Genomic DNA, 20,294 nt, shown 5'->3' on the forward strand with positions numbered 1-20,294 from the left:
CATGCAGTCCAGCGGTCCCGGAGCCGTACGCGTCGCCGACGGCACCATCCGGCTCAACACCGACCGGAGCGAGGCGAAGCGGCGTACGTTGGTCGTCCTCAACACCGGCGACCGGCCGGTCCAGATCGGCTCCCACATCCATCTCGCCGAGGTGAACTCCGCTCTCGACTTCGACCGCGAGGCGGCCGAGGGGTTTCGGCTCGACATCCCCGCCGGCACCTCGCGCCGGTTCGAGCCGGGTGCGTCGCGTGAGGTCGCGATCGTCGCGTTCAAAGGCGCTCGCGTCGTGCCCGGCATCCAGATCAAGCCCAGTCAGATCAAGGAGGCGTGATGGTGGAGATCAGCAGGACCGAGTACGCCGCGCTCTACGGCCCCACGACCGGCGACCAGGTGCGGCTCGGTGACACCGACCTGTGGATCGAGGTCGAGGACGACCTGACCGCCGGCGGCGAGGAGTCGGTGTTCGGCGGCGGCAAGTCGATCCGTGAATCGATGAACCAGTCCACGGTGCCGTCGTCCGAGGGTGCGCTCGACACGGTGATCACCAACGCGCTCGTGCTCGACCACTGGGGCATCGTCCGCGCCGACGTCGGGATCCGCGGCGGGAGGATCGTCGCCCTGGGCCGCTCCGGCAACCCCGACATCGCCGACGGCGTCCACCCCGACCTGATCATCGGACCGGGCACCGACGTGGTCAGCGGCGAGGGCAAGATCCTCACCGCCGGAGCGATCGACGTCCACGTACACCTCCTCTCACGGTCCCAGATCGTCGAGGCGATCTCGACCGGGACCACCACCATCGGCGGCGGAGGCACCGGGCCGTCGGAGGGGTCCAAGGCCACCACGGTCACGGGCGGGCCCTGGCATCTGGAGACCGTCCACCGCGCGCTGGACGACATGCCGGTCAACCTGCTGCTGATGGGCAAGGGCAACACCGTCTCCGCGGCCGGGCTGGCCGAGCAGGCGCTGGCCGGAGCCGCCGCCTACAAGGTCCACGAGGACTGGGGATCGACCCCGGCCGCGATCGATGCTGCCCTCAAGGCCGCCGACGAGCACGGGCTGCAGGTCGCGCTGCACTCGGACTCGCTCAACGAGGCGGGCTACCTGGAGTCGACGGTCGCCGCGATCGCCGGCCGCTCCATCCACGCCTTCCACGCCGAGGGCGCCGGGGGAGGGCACGCGCCCGACATCCTCTCGGTCGCCTCGCTGCCGTACGTCATCCCCGGCTCCACCAACCCGACCCTGCCGCACACCGTCAACACCGTCGCCGAGCACCTCGACATGCTGATGGTCTGCCATCACCTCAACCCGCGGGTGCCCGAGGACCTGGCCTTCGCCGAGTCCCGGATCCGGGCGACCACGATCGCCGCCGAGGACGTACTGCACGACCTCGGCGCGCTCTCGATCACCTCCTCGGACGCGCAGGCGATGGGCCGCATCGGCGAGGTCGTCTGCCGCACCTGGCAGGTCGCCCACGCGATGAAGGCCCGGCTCGGCTCGCTGGGTGGGAAGGCGGACAACATCAGGGCCAAGAGGTACGTCGCGAAGTACACGATCAACCCCGCCATCGCCCACGGGATCGCCGCCGAGGTCGGCTCCGTGGAGCCCGGCAAGATGGCCGACTTGGTCCTCTGGGACCCGCGGTTCTTCGGCATCCGGCCCGAGGTCGTGATGAAGTCCGGCGCCCTGATCTGGGGCGCCCTCGGCGACCCGAACGCCTCGATCCCGACCCCGCAGCCGGTGCTCATGCGACCGACGCTGGTGGGCCCGGGTGCGGACCACGCGGTCTCGTTCGTCGCGCCGTCCGCGCTGGACGCCGGGCTCACCGAGCGCCTCGGCCTGCGCCGCCGCCTCGTCGGGATCGAGCCGACCCGGGAGATCGGGAAGGCGCAGATGATCAACAACTCCGCGACCCCCGAGATCCGGGTCGAGCCGGAGACGTTCCGCATCCACGTCGACGGCGAGCTGATCGAGCCCGCCCCCGCGACAGAGCTGCCGCTGACCCAGCTCTACTCGATGTTCTGAGCGCGATGTCAGACGATCTGCTCACGATGCTGTTGGCCGACGCCCGCCTCCCGGTCGCCGGCCACACCCAGTCCGGCCAGCTGGAGGCAGCCGTACGCTCCGGGCTCACGGGCGAGCAGGTGCCGGTCTTCATGCGGTCGCGACTGGCCAGCGTCGTGCGCGTCGAGGCGGGCACGGCGGTGGTGGCGCTGCACCGGCTGCGCGCCGGTCTGCCGCTGGAGCCGGTCCTGGACGCCTGGGCCGCGCGCACCCCTGCAGCCCCGATGCGAGACACCTCCCGCACCCTCGGCCGCGCGCTGTTGCGGCTGGTCAGGCGCCTCTTTCCAGACTCGCCGCACGTCGCCGAGGTGGTCGGCCTCGAGCGGCCCTGCCGCCCGATCGCCCTGGCCGCGGCTGCCGCCAGCGGCGGCATCGCGCCTGCCTCGCTGGGCCGGCTGGTGGCGTACGACGACCTGCAGACGGTCGCCTCGGCATCCCTCAAGCTGCTGCCCCTCGACCCGCTCGACGCCACCTCGTGGGTGCACGAGCTGCTCCCCGAGGCCGAGCGGCTCGCGACCGAGGTCGCTCCGCTCACCGAGCCCCACCACATCCCGGCGCCCAGCGCGCCCCAGCTAGACCAGTGGGCCCAGACCCACGCCCACACGACCAGGAGGTTGTTCAGTGCCTGAAAACGCGAAGAAGGACGACAGGGGACTGCGGATCGGAGTGTGCGGTCCCGTCGGGACCGGCAAGAGCTCGCTCATCGCGCTGCTGTGCCGTGAGCTGTCCGCCGATCTGGAGATCGGTGTGGTCACCAACGACATCTACACCGACGAGGACGCCCGCTTCCTCCGCTCCGCCGGCGTGCTCGACCCGGCCCGCATCCGGGCCGTCGAGACCGGCGCCTGCCCGCACACCGCGATCCGCGACGACGTCACCGCCAACCTGATCGCCGTCGAGGAGCTCGAGGAGGAGTTCGCGCCGCTGGACGTGGTCCTCGTCGAGTCCGGCGGCGACAACCTCACCGCCACCTTCTCCCCGGCGCTGGTCGACACCCAGATCTTCCTGATCGACGTCGCCGGTGGTGGCGATGTCGCCCGCAAGGGAGGCCCCGGCATCGAGCGCGCCGACCTGCTCGTGGTCAACAAGACCGACCTGGCCCCGTACGTCGGTGTCGACCCGGTCGCGATGGTCTCCGACGCGGGCTCGGTCCGCGAGGGCCGTCCGGTCATCGCGCTCTCCCGCACCGACCCGGCATCCGTCGAGGCGCTGGTGACGTGGGTGAGATCCGAGCTGGCCCGGCACCGCGGTGGCGCCCTGGTCCCGGCCGACCCGGGCCCGATGGCGCCCCACTTCCACGCGGACGGGACCAGCCACGTCCATGACCATGACCACCAGCACGCCTGACCTGGCCAGCGGCTCCCTGACCCGGGTGCGGGTCGGGGCGGTCGACGGCGGCCGGGTGCGCGTGGAGACCGACATCACCGGACCCTCGACGGCGCCGGCCCTGCGGCCGATGCTGCTCTCCAGCGACGCCCGCTCGGCGCGGATCTCGCTGGTCCCCGACGGGGCGATGCTCCTCGCCGGCGACCAGGTCATGGTCGAGGTCGAGGTGGGGGAGGGCGCCAGCCTGACCCTGGTCGAGCCGGCCGGGACGGTCGCCTACGACATGGACGGCGGCCACGCGTCCTGGACGGTCGCGATCACCCTCGCCGCGAACGCCAGCCTGGTCTGGGCCGGGGAGCCCTTCGTGGTCTCCGCCGGCGCCGACGTCACCCGCGACACCCGGGTCACCCTCGCTCCCACGGCGAGGCTCGCCCTGCGCGAGACCCTCGTCCTCGGCCGCCACGGCGAGCGCCCGGGCCGGGTGGCCACCACCTGGTCGGCCCATCAGGACGACGGGCGCCCGCTCCTGGTCGAGTCCCTCGACCTGGACGCGAGCTCGTTGACCCCCGGAATCCTCGGCCCCCACCGAGTGCTCGCCTCGGTCACTGCGCTCGGCCGAGACGTACGGCCCGACGCCTGCCCGGACGGCAGGCTCGACCTGGAATGCGGCGGCACCCTGTGGCGCCACCTGGCCGGGGAGACCCACGAGGTTCCGGCGGGGCCCTGGGAATGCGTCACGACTGGTTGATGTTTCAACGGGCGTGACTGACATCGAGTTCGGCCTGGACACCTTCGGCGGGGTCACCCGCGACGCCGAGGGCAAGCCGCAGCACCACGCGCAGGTGATCCGGAACATCGTCGAGGAGGGCGTGCTCGCCGACCAGGTCGGTCTCGACTTCTTCGGAGTGGGCGAGCACCACCGCCGTGACTTCGCCGTCTCCAGCCCGGAGATGGTGCTCGCCGCGGTCGCCTCCCGCACCGAGCGACTTCGGCTCGGGTCCGCGGTGACCGTGCTCAGCTCGGACGACCCGGTGCGGGTCTTCGAGCGGTTCGCCACCCTCGACGCGGTCTCCCAGGGCCGCGCGGAGATCGTCGCCGGTCGCGGGTCGTTCACCGAGTCGTTCCCGCTGTTCGGCTTCGACCTGGCCGACTACGAGGAGCTCTTCGAGGAGCGGCTCGAGCTGCTCTCCGCCCTGCTCAAGGAGGAGAAGGTCACCTGGGAGGGCCGCACCCGCGCGGCACTCACCGACCAGGAGGTCTTCCCGCGCACCGAGAACGGCTTGACCGCGTGGGTCGGTGTGGGCGGGAGCCCGGAGTCTGTCGTACGCACCGCCCGCCACGGCTTCGGCCTCTTCCTGGCGATCATCGGCGGCCCGGCCGACCGGTTCGCGCCCTACATCGACCTCTTCGAGCGTGCCCAGGACGAGTTCGGGGTGTCGCGGCAGCGCGTCGCCGTCCACTCGCCCGGGTTCGTCGCGGCGACCGACGAGCAGGCCCGCGAGACGGTCTACGAGGGCTGGCTGGCCATGCGCACCCAGATCGGTCGCGAGCGCGGCTGGCCGCCGCCCTCGCCCGGCGACTTCGAGCGCGAGATCGAGGGCGGGTCCCTCTACGTCGGCTCGCCGGAGACGGTCGCGCGGAAGCTGGCCGGCACCATCAAGGTGCTCGGCGTCGACCGGTTCGACCTGAAGTACGACCAGGGTCAGGTGCGCCACGAGGACCTGATGGGCTCGATCGAGCTCTACGGCACCCAGGTCGTGCCGCTCGTCAAGGACATGCTGGGCTGACCTCGACGGTCTCGACGCGCGTCGCCACCACCTCGCCGGCATGCAGGACGGTCCGCGAGGTGGGGCTGGCGGCGATGGCCGCAGCAGGAGCCGGCACGTCGAGGACCAGCAGGTCCGCCGGAGCGCCGACGACGATGCCGTACGCATCGAGCCCGAGCGCCCGCGCGGCCGCATCGGTGACCAGGTCGAGCGCCACCGTCAGGGTCTCGTCGGTCCGGAACCCGGACTGGTAGGCGACCTGGCGTGCGATGGCGAGCATGTCGCCGTCGCCGTAGGGCCACCAGGCGTCGCGGATGTTGTCCGAGCCGGCGAGCACCGTGGTGCCCTCCTCGCGCAGCGCCAGCACCGGCGGCATCGGCCCGGCCGGGCCGTTGGTGAGCACCGAGACGCCCGCCTCGGCGAAGAGCCCACCGACCCGGCGAGCCTCCTCGAGCGGGATCGAGCCGAGGCCGTACGCGTGGCTGAGGTTCACCTTTCCGCCCAGTCCCTCGGTGCGGGTGCGGGCGGCGATCAGCTCGTACTGGCGTACGGCGCTCGCGCCCAGGTCGTGGAGGTGGATGTCGACGCCGGCGCCGTGCCGGGCGGCGAGACCGAAGACGACGTCGAGGTGGGCGCCGGCGTCGCCGTCGAAGCCGTCCGGGTCGAGCCCGCCGACGAGGTCGGCGCCCGCGGTCAGCGCCTCGTCGAGAAGCTTCTCGGTGCCGGGCGAGGTGGTGATCCCGCTCTGCGGGAAGGCGACGATCTCGATGCGCAGCCGGTCACGGAGCGCCTCGCGCACCTCCAGGACAGCCTCCAGCCCGGCCAGGCCGACCTCGGGGTCGATGTCCACGTGCGTACGCACCGTCCCGGTGCCGAACGAGATCATCTGCTCCGCGAGCGCGCGAGCACGCTCCACCACGGGCACGCCGACCTCGCCGCGCAGGGTGTGCTCGGCCGCGACCCGCTCGCGGACGGTCGTGCCGGGGCGGTGCGGCTGCCAGCCGGAGCCGACCAGGGTCTTGTCCAGATGGGCGTGACCGTTGACGAGGGCGGGCAGGAGCAGCCCGCCACCCAGGTCCAGGTCTCCCTCGGCCACGGTGGAGGAGACGGGCGAGACCGCCGAGATCCTGCCGTCCGTCACCGCGACGTCGACCCGGGAGCCATCCGCCAGGGTGGCGTTGCGAAGTGTCCTGCTGCCGGTCATGAGGTGACCTCCATGGTCTGCGTACGGATGCTTCGTTGCTCGTGCACGAGCGCCCCCGACCGGATCGAGGCCAGGACCGAGGGCACCTGCAGTGCGACGAGACGGGGGTCCTCGGTGTCCAGGACCACCAGGTCGGCGACGTCGCCCACGGTGGTTCCGTGCGGGGCTCGTCCGAGGATCCCGGCCGGGTGCTCGGTGATCGAGGCGACGAGCAGGTCCAGCATCTCAGGACCGACCAGCTGCCGGGTCAGCCCGGCGGTCCACGCGGCCTGGAGCAGGTTGCCGTTGCCGTAGGGCGAGAAGGCGTTGTGCAGGTTGTTGTTCGAGACCGCGACCCGCACTCCGGCGACGTGGGCACGCTCCAGCGGAGCCAGGCTGCGGCTGCCGGGCTCGCCGGCTCCGCCGAGGTAGAGGTCGGTCGCCGGCATGACGACCAGCGAGATCCCGGCCTCCGCCATCAGGGCGTACGCCACCTCCTGCTCGTCCACGGGCATCGCCGCCAGCTTGGTGACGTGCCCGATGGTGACCTGGCCCTGCATGCCGAGGGCGCGGGTGCGCTCGGCGACGGCCGCGACCATCGACCCGGACGGGTCGTCGTCGAAGTCGAGGTGCAGGTCGACGGGGAGCCCGAACCGCTCGGCCAGGCCGAAGACGGTGTCGAGGTGGGCCTCCTGGTCGTCGTCGACGTAGGGACAGCCGCCGACGACGCCCCCGCCATGCCGCAGCGCGGCGCTCATCAGCGCGGTCACCTCGCGGGTGAGCCCGTTCTGCGGGAAGACCGAGAGCTGCAGGTCGATCCGCTCGGCGTTCTCCTCGCGCAGCGCGATGTGCAGGTCGAGCATGTCGAGCCGGATGTCGGCGTCGATCTCGACGTGCGCCCGCGCCGCCACGACCCCGTGGCGCACCAGCGACTCCACGCCCCGCCGGGCGCCGACCTCGACGATCCCCGCGGGCTGCGTACGCCGCACCTCCTGCATCAGCGCGATCGCCGGGCCCACGCCCGGGCCGGCGGGCTCGAGCCCACCGGCGCCGAGCAGATGGGCCTTGTCGAGGTGGACGTGGGCGTCGACGAAGGCGGGCATCACGACCGCCCCGGCGGCGTCCAGCACGGTCTCCGGCCCGATGGGGGACGGGCCGGAGACCGTCGAGACGGTCCCGCCGTCGATCCTGAGATCGACCAGGCCGGCGGGCGTACGGGCCCCGAGAATGCGAGCGATCACAGTGCTTGCTCGATCTGGGGTCAACGCTTGATCTCGGGGTCGATGTAGTCGTTGGTGACCAGCTCGTCGCCGGTGATCTCCGGGACGTCCTTGCCGCCGTCCTTCAGCACCGCGGTCATCGTCTCGATCACGCTGTCGACGCGCGCGACGTCGAAGCTGCCGTACGCGCCGTCCGGGCCGTTCGCGACGAGTCCCGCCTCGACCTGGACCTTCACCGAGTTCTCGTTGCCGCCGGGGGTGATCGGGGGACCGTCCTTGATGGCGTCGGCGATCTCGATCAGGGTGTCGTTGACCGGCTTCGGGTCCTTCAGGTAGTCGATCTCCGACTGCTGCAGCAGCGGCACCAGCTCCTTCAGGCACGGGCTCAGCGTCTCCTCGTCGTCCGCCCGGACCGCGTACGCCTGCTGGTAGACCTGGTAGCCGGCGTCGTCGAGCATCAGGTGGGCGGTCGGCTTCGCCCACTCGGCGACGTCGTGCTCCCAGCGGTAGGGCTCGTTGCTGACGTAGCCCTGCTGGAACAGCGCGCCGCCGTCGGCGACGAACCGGCTCGGGCTGCCGTCGAAGGAGCCGTCGAGCTGCTTCTCGTCGACGAGGCCCTCGTGCACCAGGTAGTCGACCCAGCTGACGCCCTGGGCGTGCAGGACCGGCGCGCCGGTTGCCTTCACGTCGTCCCAGGTCTTGACCTCGGGGAACTTGGCCGGGTCGAACATCACCATGAACGGCGACTTCTGCATCATCGTGAACACCCCGCGGGTGGGGAACTTCTCGTAGTCGCGGATCGCGATGTCGGTGGCGACCACGCCGAGGTCGATGGTGTCGTCGGTGTACATCTGCGCGGTCACCGGCTGGCCGCCGATGAACGGCCCACCGAGCCGGATCTCGGCGGTGACGCCGGTGTCGCCGATCTCGCCGACGTAGGCGCCCAAGTCGTCGTCGATCTCGCCGTCGGGGCCGATCAGGTTGTAGGCGGGGGAGCGCTCGGGGGTGGCGTACCAGTCGGTCTGGATGACCACGGTCGCCGGGCAGACTGCGGCGAGCGATCCCTTCGGGGCGTCGGGGTCGCCGATCGCCTCCTCGCTGCCACCGCAACCGGTGAGCGCGAGCGCGGCGAGGGCGGTGGTTGCGGTGATCCGGGTCCAGCGGGCGTACGTCATGGGGTTCTCTCCAGTGTGGGGGTCAGCGGCGAGGTGAACGGTGGGCCTCGACGGCGCGCAGGACGGCGCCGAAGAGCAGGAAGAGGGCGATCCCGACCAGCGAGGAGGCGGCCAGGGCGGCCATCATCAGATCGGTGTCGAGACTCTGCCGGTAGGTGTCGATCAGCCGGCCGATGCCGGGCTGTCCCTGCCGGAAGAAGAAGTCGGCGATGATCGAGCCGACCACGGCCATCCCGGCCGAGATCCGGAAGCCGGCGAGCGCGGCCGGAAGCGCGGCGGGCAGCTGCAGGTGGATGAGCCGCTGCCACCGCGAGGCGCGGAAGAGCGAGAACTGGTCGTGCAGGTTGTCGTCGACCGAGGCGATGCCGAACATCGTGTTGGTGATGATCGGGAACAGCGAGTGCAGCACGCACACGACCAGCCGCGAGGTGAACTCGTAGCCGAACCAGAAGCCGAGCAGCGGCACCATCGCCAGGATCGGGATGGTCTGCAGGATGACGGCATAGGGGTAGAACGACGCCTCCGCCCAGCGGGCCTGGCTCATCACGATCGCGAAGAAGACACCGATCGCCATCGCCAGCAGCAGACCCACCAGGGCGACCTTCGTGGTCGACCACAGCGCGGTGAAGATCTCGGTGCGGCCGGCCTGCTCCAGGAAGCCCGCCTCGAGCACCTCCCAGGGAGAGGGCAGCAGGAACTGGCGGGTGGGGGAGAGGAGCTGGGTGCTGACCAGCGTCCACACTCCGAGGACGACCACCAGGGTGAGGACCGGGGCGACCCAGCGTACGGTCCGGCTGCCGTGGCCCGGATCGAAGCGGAGGAACGGGACGGTCGCCAGCCGGCGGGTCTCCGGCTGGGTCTGGACCAGCGTGGTCATGCCGCCTCCTCGGTGCTGCGGTGGGCGCCGGCGAGCGCGTCGGAGACCTGGCGGCACAGTTCGGCGTACTCGCTGCTGAAGCGCAGCCCCTCGGGGCGGGGCCGCGGCAGGTCGATGCGTAGGTCGGCGACGATCCGTCCCGGTTGGGAGGAGAAGACCAGCACCCGGTCGGAGAGGAAGACCGCCTCGGGGACCGAGTGGGTCACGAAGATCCCGGTGAACGGGTCGGTCGCCATCAGGGTGTCGAGCTGGCTGTTGAGGTCCTGGCGAGTGATCTCGTCGAGGGCGCCGAACGGCTCGTCGAAGAGGAACAGCTCCGGCCGCTGGACCAGCGAGCGAGCGATCGAGACCCGCATCCGCATCCCACCCGACAGCTGCGCCGGCCGATGGTCCGCGTACGCAGCCAGCCCGACGACCTCGAGCGCCGCGCGTGCCCGCTCCTCGGCCTCCGCCCTCTTGGTCCCGGCCAGCCGCAGCGGGAGGACCACGTTGCCCAGTGCCGTACGCCACGGCAGCAGCGTCGCGTCCTGGAAGACGTAGCCGACCTCGCCGTCGCCACGCTCGACGCTGCCGCTGGTGGGCAGGTCGAGGCCGGCGACCATGCGGAGCATCGTCGACTTGCCGCAGCCCGAGGGCCCGACGAAGGAGACGAACTCGCCGGCGCGGATCTCGAAGCTCGCCTCGGCGAGCGCGGTGGTGCCGTTGGGGAACGACCTGGTGACGCTGTTGCCGGCCACCAGCACGGGCGGCTCCGTATACCGTTCGATCATTCTTGTATACAAACAGCGGGTGGTTTCGTCCCCGTTTCAGATGACGGCCGGTCTGGTTACGCCAGCTTCAAGGCGAGGTCAGGGGCGCTGGCGCTCCGCGCGGGCCACCAGCAGGTCGACGAGCAGGTCGGCGTCACGGGTGACATCGGCGCGCATCGACGACTCGGCCCGCTCCTGGTCGCCGGCCAGGATCGCCTCGGCGATCTCCTGGTGGTGCTTCCACGACTGGTCCGAGCGCTCCTCGAGCTGCATCTCGAAGACCCAGCGCACCTGCATCCGCAGCGACCGGGTCATCTTGGCGAGCTCGTCGTTGCCCGAGGCGATCCCGACGGCGTCGTGGAACCGCGCGATCAGCTCCGGCAGCGCGGCGTAGTCGCCGGTGGCGGTCGCCCGGGTGCCGAGCTCGAGCACCTCGGTCAGCTCCGCGCCCTGGTCGCCCCCGCGGCGCCGGGCCGCGAGCCCGGCCGCGAGGACCTCGAGGTTCTCCCGGATGACCATGAGCTGCCGGGTCCGCTGCGCCGAGGGGAACGCCACCGTCGCGCCGCGTCGCGGGACGGTGTCGACGAACCCCTCCTGGGCCAGCACGTGCAGGGCCTCCCGCGCTGGGACGCGGGAGACGCCGTACTCCGTGGCGAGCGCCTGTTCACGCAGCCTGTCGCCGGGAGCCAGCTCGCCGGCCATGATCTTGCGACGGATGTCGCGGGCGACCACCTCGCGCAGCGGCTGCCGGGTGGCCGGGTCCGGCGCCAGCTCGTCCATCAGCCGATCCAGCTCGAGATCGGGTGGATCGCGAAGTAGATGGCGAACATGGCCGCGACCAGCCACATCAGCGGGTGCACCTTCTTGGCCTTGCCGCGGACGACCTGGATGAGCACGTAGGCCAGGAAGCCGGCGCCGATGCCGACCGAGATCGAGTAGGTGAACGGCATCAGCGCGATCGTCAGGAACGCGGGGATGGCGATGTCCGGGTCGGCCCAGTTGATGTCCTTGACCTGCTGCATCATCAGGAAGCCGACCAGCACCAGGGCAGGCACCGCCGCCTCCGACGGGATCACCGTGACCAGCGGAGCCAGGAAGGTGGTGAGCAGGAAGAGCACGCCGGTGACGACCGCGGCCAGACCGGTGCGGGCGCCCTCGCCGACGCCGGAGGCGGACTCGACGTAGGAGGTGTTGGAGGAGACACCGCCGGCGCCACCCGCGGCGGCGGCCAGCGAGTCGACGACCAGGATCGAGCGCGTACGCGGCGGGGTGCCGTCCTTGCGCAGCAGCCCGGCCTCGGAGCCGATCGCGGTCATCGTGCCCATGGTGTCGAAGAAGTCGGCGAGCATGAGCGTGAAGATCAGCAGCACCGCGGTCACGATGCCGACGCTCTCGAAGGAGCCGAGGAGGTTGAACTCGCCCAGCGTCGCGAACGAGGGCCAGTCGACGATCTTGTCCGGCATCGCCGGCACGTTGAGCGACCAGCCGGTCGGGTTCTCGGCGCTGCTCGCGCCGAGGTCCGCGATGGCCTCGACGATGATGGCCAGCACCGTGGTCGCCGCGATCGAGATCAGGATCGCGCCCCGCACCTTGCGCACCCACAGGGTGATCACCAGGGCCAGGCCGATCACGAAGACCAGCACCGGCCAGCCTGCGAGCTGCCCGGTCGGGCCCAGCTGAACCGGGACGGTGGTGTTCGCGGCGTCGGGGATGCGGCGTACGAACCCGGCGTCGACGAACGCGATCACCGCGATGAACAGGCCGATCCCGACCGAGATCGCGGTCTTGAGCTCGCGTGGGACGGCGTGGAAGACGGCCTCCCGGAACCCCGTCAGGACCAGCACGAGGATCACCAGACCCTCGATCACCACCAGCCCCATCGCGTCTGCCCAGGTCATCTGGCCGGCGATCGAGAACGCCACGAACGCGTTGAGCCCGAGCCCGGTCGCCAGGGCGAGGGGGTAGTTGGCGACGACGCCCATCAGGATCGTCATCACGCCCGCCACCAGCGCGGTTCCGGCCGCGATCGCGGCCAGGTTGTCGCCGCTGGTGCCGCCGAGGAGGTTGCCGTTCACGTCCTCCGCGAACCCGAGGATCAGCGGGTTCAGCGCGACGATGTAGGCCATCGTGAAGAACGTGACCACGCCACCACGGACCTCCCGACCGACCGTGGAGCCGCGGGCGCTGATCTGGAAGAACCGGTCAAGAGCGTTGGAATGTGTCGGGGTCGAGATGCTCACAACCGCATCTTCGCAGATGTGGGCCGCTGGGCTTTGACCTCCCGGCGACGGGCAGCCCCGCGGCATTAAGGTGAGCGGCTCAGGGTCCGCTTCTGCGTTCGGACGCGAGCGGCCGGTGCGCAACCTTCGACCGAGACGGAAGGAACCCGACGTGAGGACCGGCCAGAGAATGACCGTCGAGGAGATCGACTCCAAGGAGCCTGACTCCTTCGGCAACGGTGTGCTGACCCGACGTCACCCCGAGTTGATCGCGAAGGTGCGATCGAGCATCCCGTACCCGCCGGCGGTCCAGCGCAATCTCGACCAGCTTGGTGTGGCGATCCGGGACGTTGTGCCGCCCTTCACCGAGCCTTCCGCGGACCGACTCGCATGGGAGGCCTGGGCGGCCCCGTACGTCGGTCGCCCCTGGCTTGAGGTCCCGTTCCTGTGGGCGGAGTCGTACTTCTACCGGCTTCTGTTGCAGGCCACCGGCTACTTCGGCGACGGTCCCTGGGCTGGTGTCGACCCGTTCAAGTCGCAGAAGGATGCTGAACTCGTCTCGGGCGAGCTGGTTCGAGACCTGGACCAGCTCGCGGGCATCGTCACAGCCCCGGAAGAGGAGGGGCTGCACCTCGCTCTGCTCGCGTCGTTGTGGGGAAATCGATCCGACCTCGGGTTCCGGCTCTCCAAGCCGCGATCGGCCGACGCCGCGCAGGTCGACGATCTCATCGTCGACGACGCCAACGAGGTCTGGTCCCATCTGAGTGAGCACGACGCGGGCAGGGTGGACCTGATCGCAGACAACGCCGGCCGCGAGCTTGTCTCCGACCTGCTGCTCATCGACCGCCTCTTGAGCACACGTCGGGCGTCGCGGGTGGTCCTGCACCTGAAGCCGCAGCCCTACTTCGTCTCCGACGCCACCGTCCATGATCTGCTCACGATCCTTGGCCACCTCAGCCGCCACACAGGCGCGGTGGCCGCCATGACAGCACGACTCACGGCTGCGATCACCGACGGGCGGATCGCGATCCAAGCCCACGCGTTCTGGTGTAGCCCGCTGACCTTCCACGACATCCCCGACGGCCTCGCTGGTGCGCTCGAGGAATCCGAGCTCGTGATCATCAAGGGCGACCTCAACTATCGTCGACTTGTCGGCGATCGACACTGGCCGCCCACCTCGAGCTTCTCCGACCTCGTCGAGCACTTCCCAGCGCCGCTGGTGGCGCTACGGACACTGAAGTCCGACCTGGCTGTGGGTATCCCGGACGATCGGCTCGCGCTCCTGGAAGCGCACGAACCTGGCTGGCGCACCGACGGGACCCACGCGGTGATCCAGGCACGTCTCTCGTAAACCATCGATGGCCCATCACGGCGTGGTCGAGCTTGCCTTCGAGAAGGAGTCCCCGGAAGACTGGTCAGTCGGTGTGGTAGATCGGGAGGTCTGCCTCCGTGGTTCCCCAGGAGTGGTTGGGGTCGGGACCGACGTCGATGCGAACGGTGCCGCCGCGGTTCATCACCGACTCGGGCAGCCACGACAGCGTGCGCGGCGTGCCGTCGAGGGTGACGGACTGGACGTAGATGTTCTCGGCACCGGCGCCGGGGGACTCGATGGTGATGTCGACGCCGTTCCCGCGGTGGACCACCACCCGCTCGAAGACCGGGCTGGAGAGCAGCATCTCGGCTCGGGCGGGGTCCTGCGGGTAGATGCCCATCGCGGAGAAGACGTACCACGCCGACATGGTGCCGAGGTCGTCGTTGCCGGGCAGGCCCCGTGGGCCGCTGCCGTAGGCGAGGTCGGCCATCGCCCGCACCGTCTCCTGGGTCTTCCAGGGAGCGCCGAGCGCGTTGTACATCCACGGGACGTGGATGCCGGGCTCGTTGGTCGGGTCGTAGCGCAGCGCGTCGCCGCCGGTGTACTGCCAGGAGCCGTCGGCCTTGTGGAAGAACGCGTCCAGCCGCTGGATCGCCCGCTCCCGCCCACCGACGGCCTCGGCCAGCCGGCCGACGTCGTGCGGCACCATCCAGGTGTACGTCGCGCTGCTCCCTTGCGCGAAACCGGTCTGGGTCGACGGGGTGAAGCCGGGCACCCAGCTCCCGTCGGCGTTGCGGGCCTGCTGGTAGCCGTCCGTGGGCGTCGCGACCGGATTGAAGGTGTGCTGCCACCAGCCGGCCCGTTCCATCAGCGAGTCGGTCTCGGCTCGGTCGGCATCGAGGCGGCGGCCCCAGTCGGCGAGAGAGTAGTCGGCGACGGCGTCTTCGAGTGTCTCCGCGGCGCCGCCCCAGCAGCGGCAGGTGTCCTGGGGCGCGTAGCCCTTGGCGAGGTAGTCGGCCAGGTTCGGCCGCTGGCCGATGCACTGCCCGGGGCAGCCGTAGCTGGACAGCCCGTCGGGATGCGGCACCGTGGCCTGGCGGACCAGGGAGTCGTAGGCGCCTCGAGCGTCGAAGTTGCGCACCCCGAGCGAGTAGAAGCCGGCCAGCGTGGGCGCGCTCGGGTCGCCGGTCATCACGTGGGTCCAGCCGCTCAGGTGGACCCAGCGGTCCCAGACGCCGCCGTGCTGGCGGGAGTAGGCGTGCAGGGAGCGGGCGAAGTCACCGGCCACCCGCGGCTCCAGGAGCGCGAGCAGCTGGGTGTGGGCCCGGTACTGGTCCCAGCCGGAGAAGTTGCCGTACTGCGCCTGCTGGCCGCGCTCGATCCGGTGGACCTCCTGGTCGCTGCCCCAGTAGGTGCCAGCCACGTCGGAGATGACGTTGGGCTGCAGGTAGGAGTGGTAGAGGCCGGTGTAGAACGCCGTCCGCTCGTCCGCGGTGCCGCCGGCGACCTCGATCGAGGAGAGCGCCCGGCGCCACTCCGCCCTGGCATCGGAGGCGACGGAAGAGACGGTGTCGCGCCGGCCGATCTCGGAGGCCAGGTTCTTCTCGGCCGCCGCCAGGCTGGTGTAGGAGATCCCGATCCGCATCCGCACGCTCTGGTCGCGGCTGGGGTCGAACGAGACGTAGCCGCCGGAACCCTGCCCCTGGCGGGCGGCGCCGGTCTCGTAGCCCTCGCCGCCGCGCGCCTCGGTGCTGCCCGGCTGGAGCTCGCCGTTGACCCAGGTGCCGTGGCCGGTGAAACCGCGGTCGAACTGCGCGGTGAAGTAGAGCCGGTAGTAGGAGCGCTTGTTGCTGCCGCCGCCGTTGCCGCGTCGCCCGCAGAAGGCGCCGGTCAGCACCGAGCCGCTCACGGTCCGCTTCGCCTCGTCGATCCGCGTCACCGCGGTCTCGCTGCCGTTGAGCGAGTTGGACGTGCGGAAGAGCAGGTTGGCCGGCTTGTCTGCCGGGAAGGTCAGGTCGCTGACCGCCGCCCGGGTGGTCGCGGCGGTGTCGACCTCGGCTCCGTTGGCCAGCCCCAGCCGGTAGCGGCCCGGCTCGGCCAGCTCGTCGGCGTGGCTGAAGTCCGAGGCGTACGTCGCATCGGTCACGTCCGCGGTGGGCGAGCCGGTCATCTCGCCGGTGTGCGGGAAGATCGGCACATCGCCCGCGGCGCCGGGGTGGCAGCCCGCGCCGTTGACATGGGTCAGCGAGAAGCCGCGCAGCCGCGTGGTGTCGTAGGAGTAGCCGTTCGACGCGGCGGTGTTGGTCTGATCGCCCGCCGTGGAGGTCGGGCTGAAGGAGAGCATCCCGAAGGGGCGTACGGCTCCGGGGTAGGTGTTGCCGCCGTTCGACGACCCGATCAGCGGGTCGACGAGCGCCACCGGATCACCGGCGGGCGGCGCAGCGGCCCGCGCCGCCGAGAACGGAGCGAACGCGCCGCCGAGCAGCGCGAGGGACAAGGCACACGTCGCGAGAACCCGCATGGCGGAGAACGATTCCAGAGGAACGTCCTCCGCCATGCGGGTTCAGGTGAGCCCGGAATGAACTCAGGCGGTCCACTCGGGGTAGTCGGTGTAGCCGGCCTCGGCGCCGCCGTAGAAGGTCGACAGGTCGGGCTCGTTGAGCGGAAGGCTCTCCGCCAGGCGCCGGGGCAGGTCCGGGTTGGCGATGAACGTACGTCCGAACGCGGCTCCGTCGATCAGGTCGGCCTCGAGCAGGCGGGAGGCCTTCTCCGGGGTGTAGGCGCCGGCGGCCACGATCGGGCCGGGGTGCGCGGCGCGCAGCTGCTTGCGGTAGTCGTCGGTCAGCTCCGGACCGCCGGCCCAGTCGGGCTCGGACAGATGCAGGAAGGCGATGCCGCGCTTGCCGATCTCGGCGGCCAGGTAGAGCCCCATCTCGGCACCCTCGGGGTCCTCGAGGCCGTTGAAGGGGCCGATCGGGGAGATCCGGATGGCGACGTGCTCGGCGTCCCACTCGGCGATCACCGCGTCGAGAACCTCGAGGGTGAGGCGGGCGCGGTTGGCCAGCGAGCCGCCGTAGGAGTCGGTGCGCTCGTTGCTGCTCGCGCTGGAGAACTGGTGCAGGAGGTAGCCGTGTGCGGCGTGGATCTCAACGAGGTCGAAGCCGGCCTCGCGGGCGTTGCGGGTGGCGCGGCGGTAGTCGTCGATCAGATCAGCGATCTCGGAGGTCTCCAGGGCGCGGGGCGTGGGGCAGTTGACCCGGATCGGGGAGCCGTCCTCGCCGCGTACGGTGGTGCGGTTGCGGTAGGGGAGCGCGGAGGCGCTGACCGGGAGGTCGCCGTCGTGGAAGGACTCGTGGGAGACCCGGCCCACGTGCCACAGCTGCGCCGCGATCCGGCCGCCGGCCTCGTGGACGGTGTCGGTGACGTGCCGCCAGCCCTCGACCTGCTCGGCCGAGTAGATGCCCGGGGTGTCCATGTAGCCCTTGCCCTGCGGCGAGATCTGGGTGCCCTCGGAGATGATCAGCCCGGCCGAGGCGCGCTGCCGGTAGTAGTCGGCCATCAGCGGGTTGGGTACGTCGCCGGGCCGGCTGGCGCGCATCCGGGTCAGTGGCGCCATCAGGACGCGGTTGGGGAGGGTTGTCGAACCCAAGCTCAGCTGCGAGAAGAGTGAAGTCACATCGCGCCTAACTGAGCGGTTGCTCATATTGTTCCCGACGACGCCGGAGCGGCCGACCCGGCGATCACCAGCGCGCCCATGACGCCCGCGTTGTCGCCGAGCTCGCTGGGGACCACGTCGAGCGCCGCGGCGGTGTCGGGCTGGGTGAAGCGGTCGATCGAGTCCTTGATCCCCATCACGAAGGACTCCGACTGGCGCATCGTGTCGCCCACCACGATCAGCGCCGGGTTGAGGTGGTTGCAGAGGTCGGCCAGGACGCGCCCGACCGCGCGGCCGGCGTCGTCGAGGATCCGGTTGACCCGGATGTCGCCCTCCTGGGCGAGCTCGAGCAGGCGCTCGACGGTGAGCGTCTCGTCATAGGCGGGCTGCAGCAGCTCGACCAGCCGGGAACCGCCGAAGGCCTTCTCCAGGCAGCCACGGTTGCCGCAGCGGCAGATCGGGCCGTTGTCCTCGAAACGTACGTGGCCGATCTCGCCGGCGATCCCGGTGATCCCTCGGTAGAGCTTGCCGGCGAGGACCAGGCCGGCGCCGATGCCGCTGGACGCCTTGACGTAGATGACGTCGTCGACGTCTCGGGCGGCGCCGTACTCGATCTCGGCGAGCGCGCCGAGGTTGGCGTCGTTCTCGATCTGGACGGGCAGGCCGATGCGACGGGCTAGCTCCTCGCCCGGGGCCAGGTCCATCCAGTTCCCGAGGATGGGAGAGACGACGATGCCGCTGTGCGGGTCGACGGGGCCGGGGATCCCCATGCCGACGCCGAGGACGCGGTCCTTCCTCGGGTCGATGCCCACCTCGGCCAGGCACTCGCGCACGAGGGCTGCGGCACGGTCGATGGTCTCGACCGCGGAGTTGTCGACGTCGAGCCGGATCTCGTGGTCGATCAGCGGCTTCGCGGTGAGGTCGGCGACCGCGACCCGGACGTGGCGATGGCCGATGTCGACACCGATGAGCGTGCCGGGTGAGCCGCTGATGGTGAGGAGCGACGGCGGTCGCCCGCCGCCCCGGGCCAGTGCGGCACCGGTGGTCTCGACGATCTGCTCGGAGGCGAGCAGCTCCTGGACGATGCTCGACACGGTGCTGCGGGAGAGTCCGGTGCGCTGGGCGAGCTCGGCGCGGCTGACCGGCGCCGAACGTCCCAGCAGGTCCAGAACCTGGGAACGGTTGGCGACGCGCAGCCGCGATTCCGGAGTGGTCATGGGCGTGACTGTAGGTGATTCTGTCGATTTGCGACAGATCTCAGGTTGAAAACGTCCTGCGTTATGCGTTGACTGGACAGAACGGAGAGGCGTACGTTTGCCCGGCACGCGACCGCGAGTAACCCAGATCACACACCGACGTGGCGGTCGCGCAACCGGAGGATCAAAGATGAACGCAACGCGTAAGGCCCTGGCCGCCGGCCTGGCCGCCCTGAGCCTGCTGGCGGTCTCCGCCTGCGGCAGCGACAACGAGAGCGGCAGCACCGATGAGGTGGAGGTCTTCACCTGGTGGGCCGAGGGCAGTGAGAAGGCCGGGCTCGACGCCTTGGTCAAGGTGTTCGACGAGCAGAACCCCGACCTGAAGTTCGTCAACGGCGCCGTCGCCGGTGGCGCCGGCAGCGACGCCAAGAACGTGCTCCAGTCCCGCCTGCAGAACGGTGAGCCGCCGGCCACGTTCCAGGCGCACGCGGGTGCCGAGCTGACCGACTACATCAACGCCGGCCAGATCGAGGACCTCACCGACCTCTACGAGGAGAAGGGCTGGAACGAGCAGTTCCCGGAGGGCCTGCTCGAGCGCCTGACCCAGGACGGCGGCATCTACTCCGTCCCCTCGAACATCCACCGCGCCAACGTGCTCTGGGCCAACCCGGCCGTCCTGGAGAAGGCTGGCATCGAGGCCAACAAGACGTACGACTCGCTCGACGCGTGGATCGCCGACCTGAAGAAGATCAAGGCCAAGGGCATCATCCCGCTCTCGATCGCGACCGACTGGACCCAGGTCCACCTGCTCGAGACCGTGCTCCTCGCCGATCTGGGCGTCGAGGCGTACAACGGTCTGTGGGACGGCACGACCGACTGGGCCGGCAGCGAGGTCGAGGCCGCACTGGCGGACTACAACACGCTCCTCTCGCTGACCAACACCGACCGCCAGGGTCTCGACTGGCCGGACGCGACCCAGCTGGTCATCGACGGCGAGGCCGCGTTCAACGTCATGGGTGACTGGGCCGAGGCCGCCTTCCAGGAGCAGAAGAAGACGCTCGGCACCGACTACACCGCGGTCCCGGTCCCCGGCACCGAGGGCGTCTTCGACTTCCTGGCCGACTCGTTCACCATGCCGGTGGACGGCCCCAACCCCGAGGGCACCGAGGCCTGGCTGGACACCATCGCCAGCGACGAGGGCCAGGTGGCCTTCAACAAGGCGAAGGGCTCGATCCCGGCCAGCACCACGGCCGACACCGCGGACTTCGGTGAGTACCAGCAGACCGCGATCAAGTCGTGGGGTGAGGACGAGATCGTGTCCTCGCTCGCCCACGGCGCTGCGACCTCCGTCAACTGGCTGACCGACGTCACCGCCGCCGTCGCGAAGTTCGGCAGCAACAAGGATGTCGCCGAGCTCCAGGAGGGCCTCGTCGAGGCTGCCGAGGACAACAAGCCCGAGTGACCGAGGCTCTCCCGAGCCTGACGAGATCATCTGGTCCGAGGGGCTGCGGCCGCACCATCTGCCGTGGCCCCTCGGCCGCCCCTTGTGAAA

Annotated in this window: 18 protein-coding genes; 8 read left to right on the forward strand and 10 right to left on the reverse strand. The window is 70.6% G+C overall.

Features of this window, described 5'->3' with window-relative positions; genetic code table 11:
• Position 1: 1 nt before the first annotated feature.
• From ureB to ACFX43_RS25435, 6 genes are read left to right on the forward strand one after another with little or no spacing between them, the layout of a single operon-like run.
• Entirely contained in the window at positions 2–331 is a 330-nt protein-coding gene (gene ureB / locus ACFX43_RS25410; RefSeq protein ID WP_378837535.1) for an urease subunit beta, read from the forward strand.
• Entirely contained in the window at positions 331–2,025 is a 1,695-nt protein-coding gene (locus tag ACFX43_RS25415) for an urease subunit alpha (protein ID WP_378837538.1), read from the forward strand. The genes ureB and ACFX43_RS25415 overlap by 1 nt, the downstream gene beginning before the upstream one ends.
• Positions 2,026–2,030: 5 nt before the next feature.
• Positions 2,031–2,693, forward strand: coding sequence for an urease accessory UreF family protein (locus ACFX43_RS25420; RefSeq protein ID WP_378837545.1), 663 nt, complete (start codon positions 2,031–2,033; stop codon positions 2,691–2,693).
• Positions 2,686–3,411, forward strand: a complete 726-nt coding sequence (ureG, locus tag ACFX43_RS25425) for an urease accessory protein UreG (protein WP_378837550.1) — start codon at positions 2,686–2,688, stop codon at positions 3,409–3,411. The genes ACFX43_RS25420 and ureG overlap by 8 nt, the downstream gene beginning before the upstream one ends.
• On the forward strand, positions 3,392–4,138 hold the full coding sequence (locus ACFX43_RS25430) for an urease accessory protein UreD (RefSeq protein WP_378837553.1): 747 nt from the start codon (positions 3,392–3,394) through the stop codon (positions 4,136–4,138). Before ureG ends, ACFX43_RS25430 begins: the two co-directional genes overlap by 20 nt.
• 13 nt (positions 4,139–4,151) lie before the next feature.
• The gene (locus tag ACFX43_RS25435) at positions 4,152–5,177 is read left to right on the forward strand and encodes an LLM class flavin-dependent oxidoreductase (RefSeq protein ID WP_378837560.1); all 1,026 of its coding nucleotides are present in this window, start codon (positions 4,152–4,154) and stop codon (positions 5,175–5,177) included.
• Here ACFX43_RS25435 and ACFX43_RS25440 read toward each other — a convergent pair.
• The 7 genes from ACFX43_RS25440 to ACFX43_RS25470 all read right to left on the reverse strand — a co-directional run bounded on the left by ACFX43_RS25440 (position 5,158) and on the right by ACFX43_RS25470 (position 12,600).
• The gene (locus ACFX43_RS25440) at positions 5,158–6,360 is read right to left on the reverse strand and encodes an amidohydrolase (protein WP_378837564.1); all 1,203 of its coding nucleotides are present in this window, start codon (positions 6,358–6,360) and stop codon (positions 5,158–5,160) included. The genes ACFX43_RS25435 and ACFX43_RS25440 overlap by 20 nt on opposite strands.
• Positions 6,357–7,580 (reverse strand): amidohydrolase family protein, encoded by a 1,224-nt coding sequence (locus tag ACFX43_RS25445; RefSeq protein WP_378837573.1) that lies wholly within the window; start codon positions 7,578–7,580, stop codon positions 6,357–6,359. The genes ACFX43_RS25440 and ACFX43_RS25445 overlap by 4 nt, the downstream gene beginning before the upstream one ends.
• Before the next feature lie 20 nt (positions 7,581–7,600).
• Positions 7,601–8,734 (reverse strand): hypothetical protein, encoded by a 1,134-nt coding sequence (locus tag ACFX43_RS25450; protein ID WP_378837576.1) that lies wholly within the window; start codon positions 8,732–8,734, stop codon positions 7,601–7,603.
• A gap of 22 nt (positions 8,735–8,756) precedes the next feature.
• Entirely contained in the window at positions 8,757–9,611 is an 855-nt protein-coding gene (locus ACFX43_RS25455) for an ABC transporter permease (RefSeq protein ID WP_378837581.1), read from the reverse strand.
• Positions 9,608–10,381, reverse strand: a complete 774-nt coding sequence (locus ACFX43_RS25460; protein ID WP_378837584.1) for an ABC transporter ATP-binding protein — start codon at positions 10,379–10,381, stop codon at positions 9,608–9,610. Before ACFX43_RS25460 ends, ACFX43_RS25455 begins: the two co-directional genes overlap by 4 nt.
• Positions 10,382–10,459: 78 nt before the next feature.
• Complete coding sequence (locus ACFX43_RS25465) at positions 10,460–11,140, reverse strand: GntR family transcriptional regulator (RefSeq protein WP_378837589.1); 681 nt, start codon at positions 11,138–11,140, stop codon at positions 10,460–10,462.
• Positions 11,140–12,600 (reverse strand): NCS2 family permease, encoded by a 1,461-nt coding sequence (locus ACFX43_RS25470; RefSeq protein ID WP_378837594.1) that lies wholly within the window; start codon positions 12,598–12,600, stop codon positions 11,140–11,142. Before ACFX43_RS25470 ends, ACFX43_RS25465 begins: the two co-directional genes overlap by 1 nt.
• A gap of 151 nt (positions 12,601–12,751) precedes the next feature.
• Here ACFX43_RS25470 and ACFX43_RS25475 point away from each other — a divergent pair, with 151 nt between their 5' ends.
• Complete coding sequence (locus ACFX43_RS25475; protein WP_378837599.1) at positions 12,752–13,930, forward strand: damage-control phosphatase ARMT1 family protein; 1,179 nt, start codon at positions 12,752–12,754, stop codon at positions 13,928–13,930.
• A 64-nt stretch (positions 13,931–13,994) separates the two neighbouring features.
• Here the strand turns inward: ACFX43_RS25475 and ACFX43_RS25480 are convergent, their stop codons facing one another.
• The 3 genes from ACFX43_RS25480 to ACFX43_RS25490 all read right to left on the reverse strand — a co-directional run bounded on the left by ACFX43_RS25480 (position 13,995) and on the right by ACFX43_RS25490 (position 18,763).
• On the reverse strand, positions 13,995–16,412 hold the full coding sequence (locus ACFX43_RS25480; RefSeq protein ID WP_378837606.1) for a GH92 family glycosyl hydrolase: 2,418 nt from the start codon (positions 16,410–16,412) through the stop codon (positions 13,995–13,997).
• Between the two features lie 63 nt (positions 16,413–16,475).
• Positions 16,476–17,567 (reverse strand): N-ethylmaleimide reductase, encoded by a 1,092-nt coding sequence (nemA, locus tag ACFX43_RS25485; RefSeq protein WP_378837611.1) that lies wholly within the window; start codon positions 17,565–17,567, stop codon positions 16,476–16,478.
• A 23-nt stretch (positions 17,568–17,590) separates the two neighbouring features.
• Complete coding sequence (locus ACFX43_RS25490; protein ID WP_378837615.1) at positions 17,591–18,763, reverse strand: ROK family protein; 1,173 nt, start codon at positions 18,761–18,763, stop codon at positions 17,591–17,593.
• 169 nt (positions 18,764–18,932) lie between these two features.
• Here ACFX43_RS25490 and ACFX43_RS25495 point away from each other — a divergent pair, with 169 nt between their 5' ends.
• Entirely contained in the window at positions 18,933–20,204 is a 1,272-nt protein-coding gene (locus ACFX43_RS25495; protein ID WP_378837620.1) for an ABC transporter substrate-binding protein, read from the forward strand.
• Positions 20,205–20,294: the final 90 nt, after the last annotated feature.

It is taken from the genome of Nocardioides sp. YIM B13467 (genome assembly GCF_042788075.1).
Lineage (GTDB): Bacteria > Actinomycetota > Actinomycetes > Propionibacteriales > Nocardioidaceae > Nocardioides.

Excerpts from the sequence above, each read along its gene's own strand:
- ACFX43_RS25420 (WP_378837545.1), top strand. The coding sequence starts at position 2,031 with ATGTCAGACGATCTGCTCACGATGCTGTTGGCCGACGCCCGCCTCCCG.
- ACFX43_RS25450 (WP_378837576.1), bottom strand. The coding sequence starts at position 8,734 with ATGACGTACGCCCGCTGGACCCGGATCACCGCAACCACCGCCCTCGCC.
- ACFX43_RS25460 (WP_378837584.1), bottom strand. The coding sequence starts at position 10,381 with ATGATCGAACGGTATACGGAGCCGCCCGTGCTGGTGGCCGGCAACAGC.
- ACFX43_RS25465 (WP_378837589.1), bottom strand. The coding sequence starts at position 11,140 with ATGGACGAGCTGGCGCCGGACCCGGCCACCCGGCAGCCGCTGCGCGAG.
- ACFX43_RS25430 (WP_378837553.1), top strand. The coding sequence starts at position 3,392 with ATGACCACCAGCACGCCTGACCTGGCCAGCGGCTCCCTGACCCGGGTG.
- ACFX43_RS25415 (WP_378837538.1), top strand. The coding sequence starts at position 331 with ATGGTGGAGATCAGCAGGACCGAGTACGCCGCGCTCTACGGCCCCACG.
- ureB (WP_378837535.1), top strand. The coding sequence starts at position 2 with ATGCAGTCCAGCGGTCCCGGAGCCGTACGCGTCGCCGACGGCACCATC.
- ACFX43_RS25490 (WP_378837615.1), bottom strand. The coding sequence starts at position 18,763 with ATGACCACTCCGGAATCGCGGCTGCGCGTCGCCAACCGTTCCCAGGTT.
- ACFX43_RS25440 (WP_378837564.1), bottom strand. The coding sequence starts at position 6,360 with ATGACCGGCAGCAGGACACTTCGCAACGCCACCCTGGCGGATGGCTCC.
- ACFX43_RS25480 (WP_378837606.1), bottom strand. The coding sequence starts at position 16,412 with ATGCGGGTTCTCGCGACGTGTGCCTTGTCCCTCGCGCTGCTCGGCGGC.
- ACFX43_RS25455 (WP_378837581.1), bottom strand. The coding sequence starts at position 9,611 with ATGACCACGCTGGTCCAGACCCAGCCGGAGACCCGCCGGCTGGCGACC.
- ACFX43_RS25495 (WP_378837620.1), top strand. The coding sequence starts at position 18,933 with ATGAACGCAACGCGTAAGGCCCTGGCCGCCGGCCTGGCCGCCCTGAGC.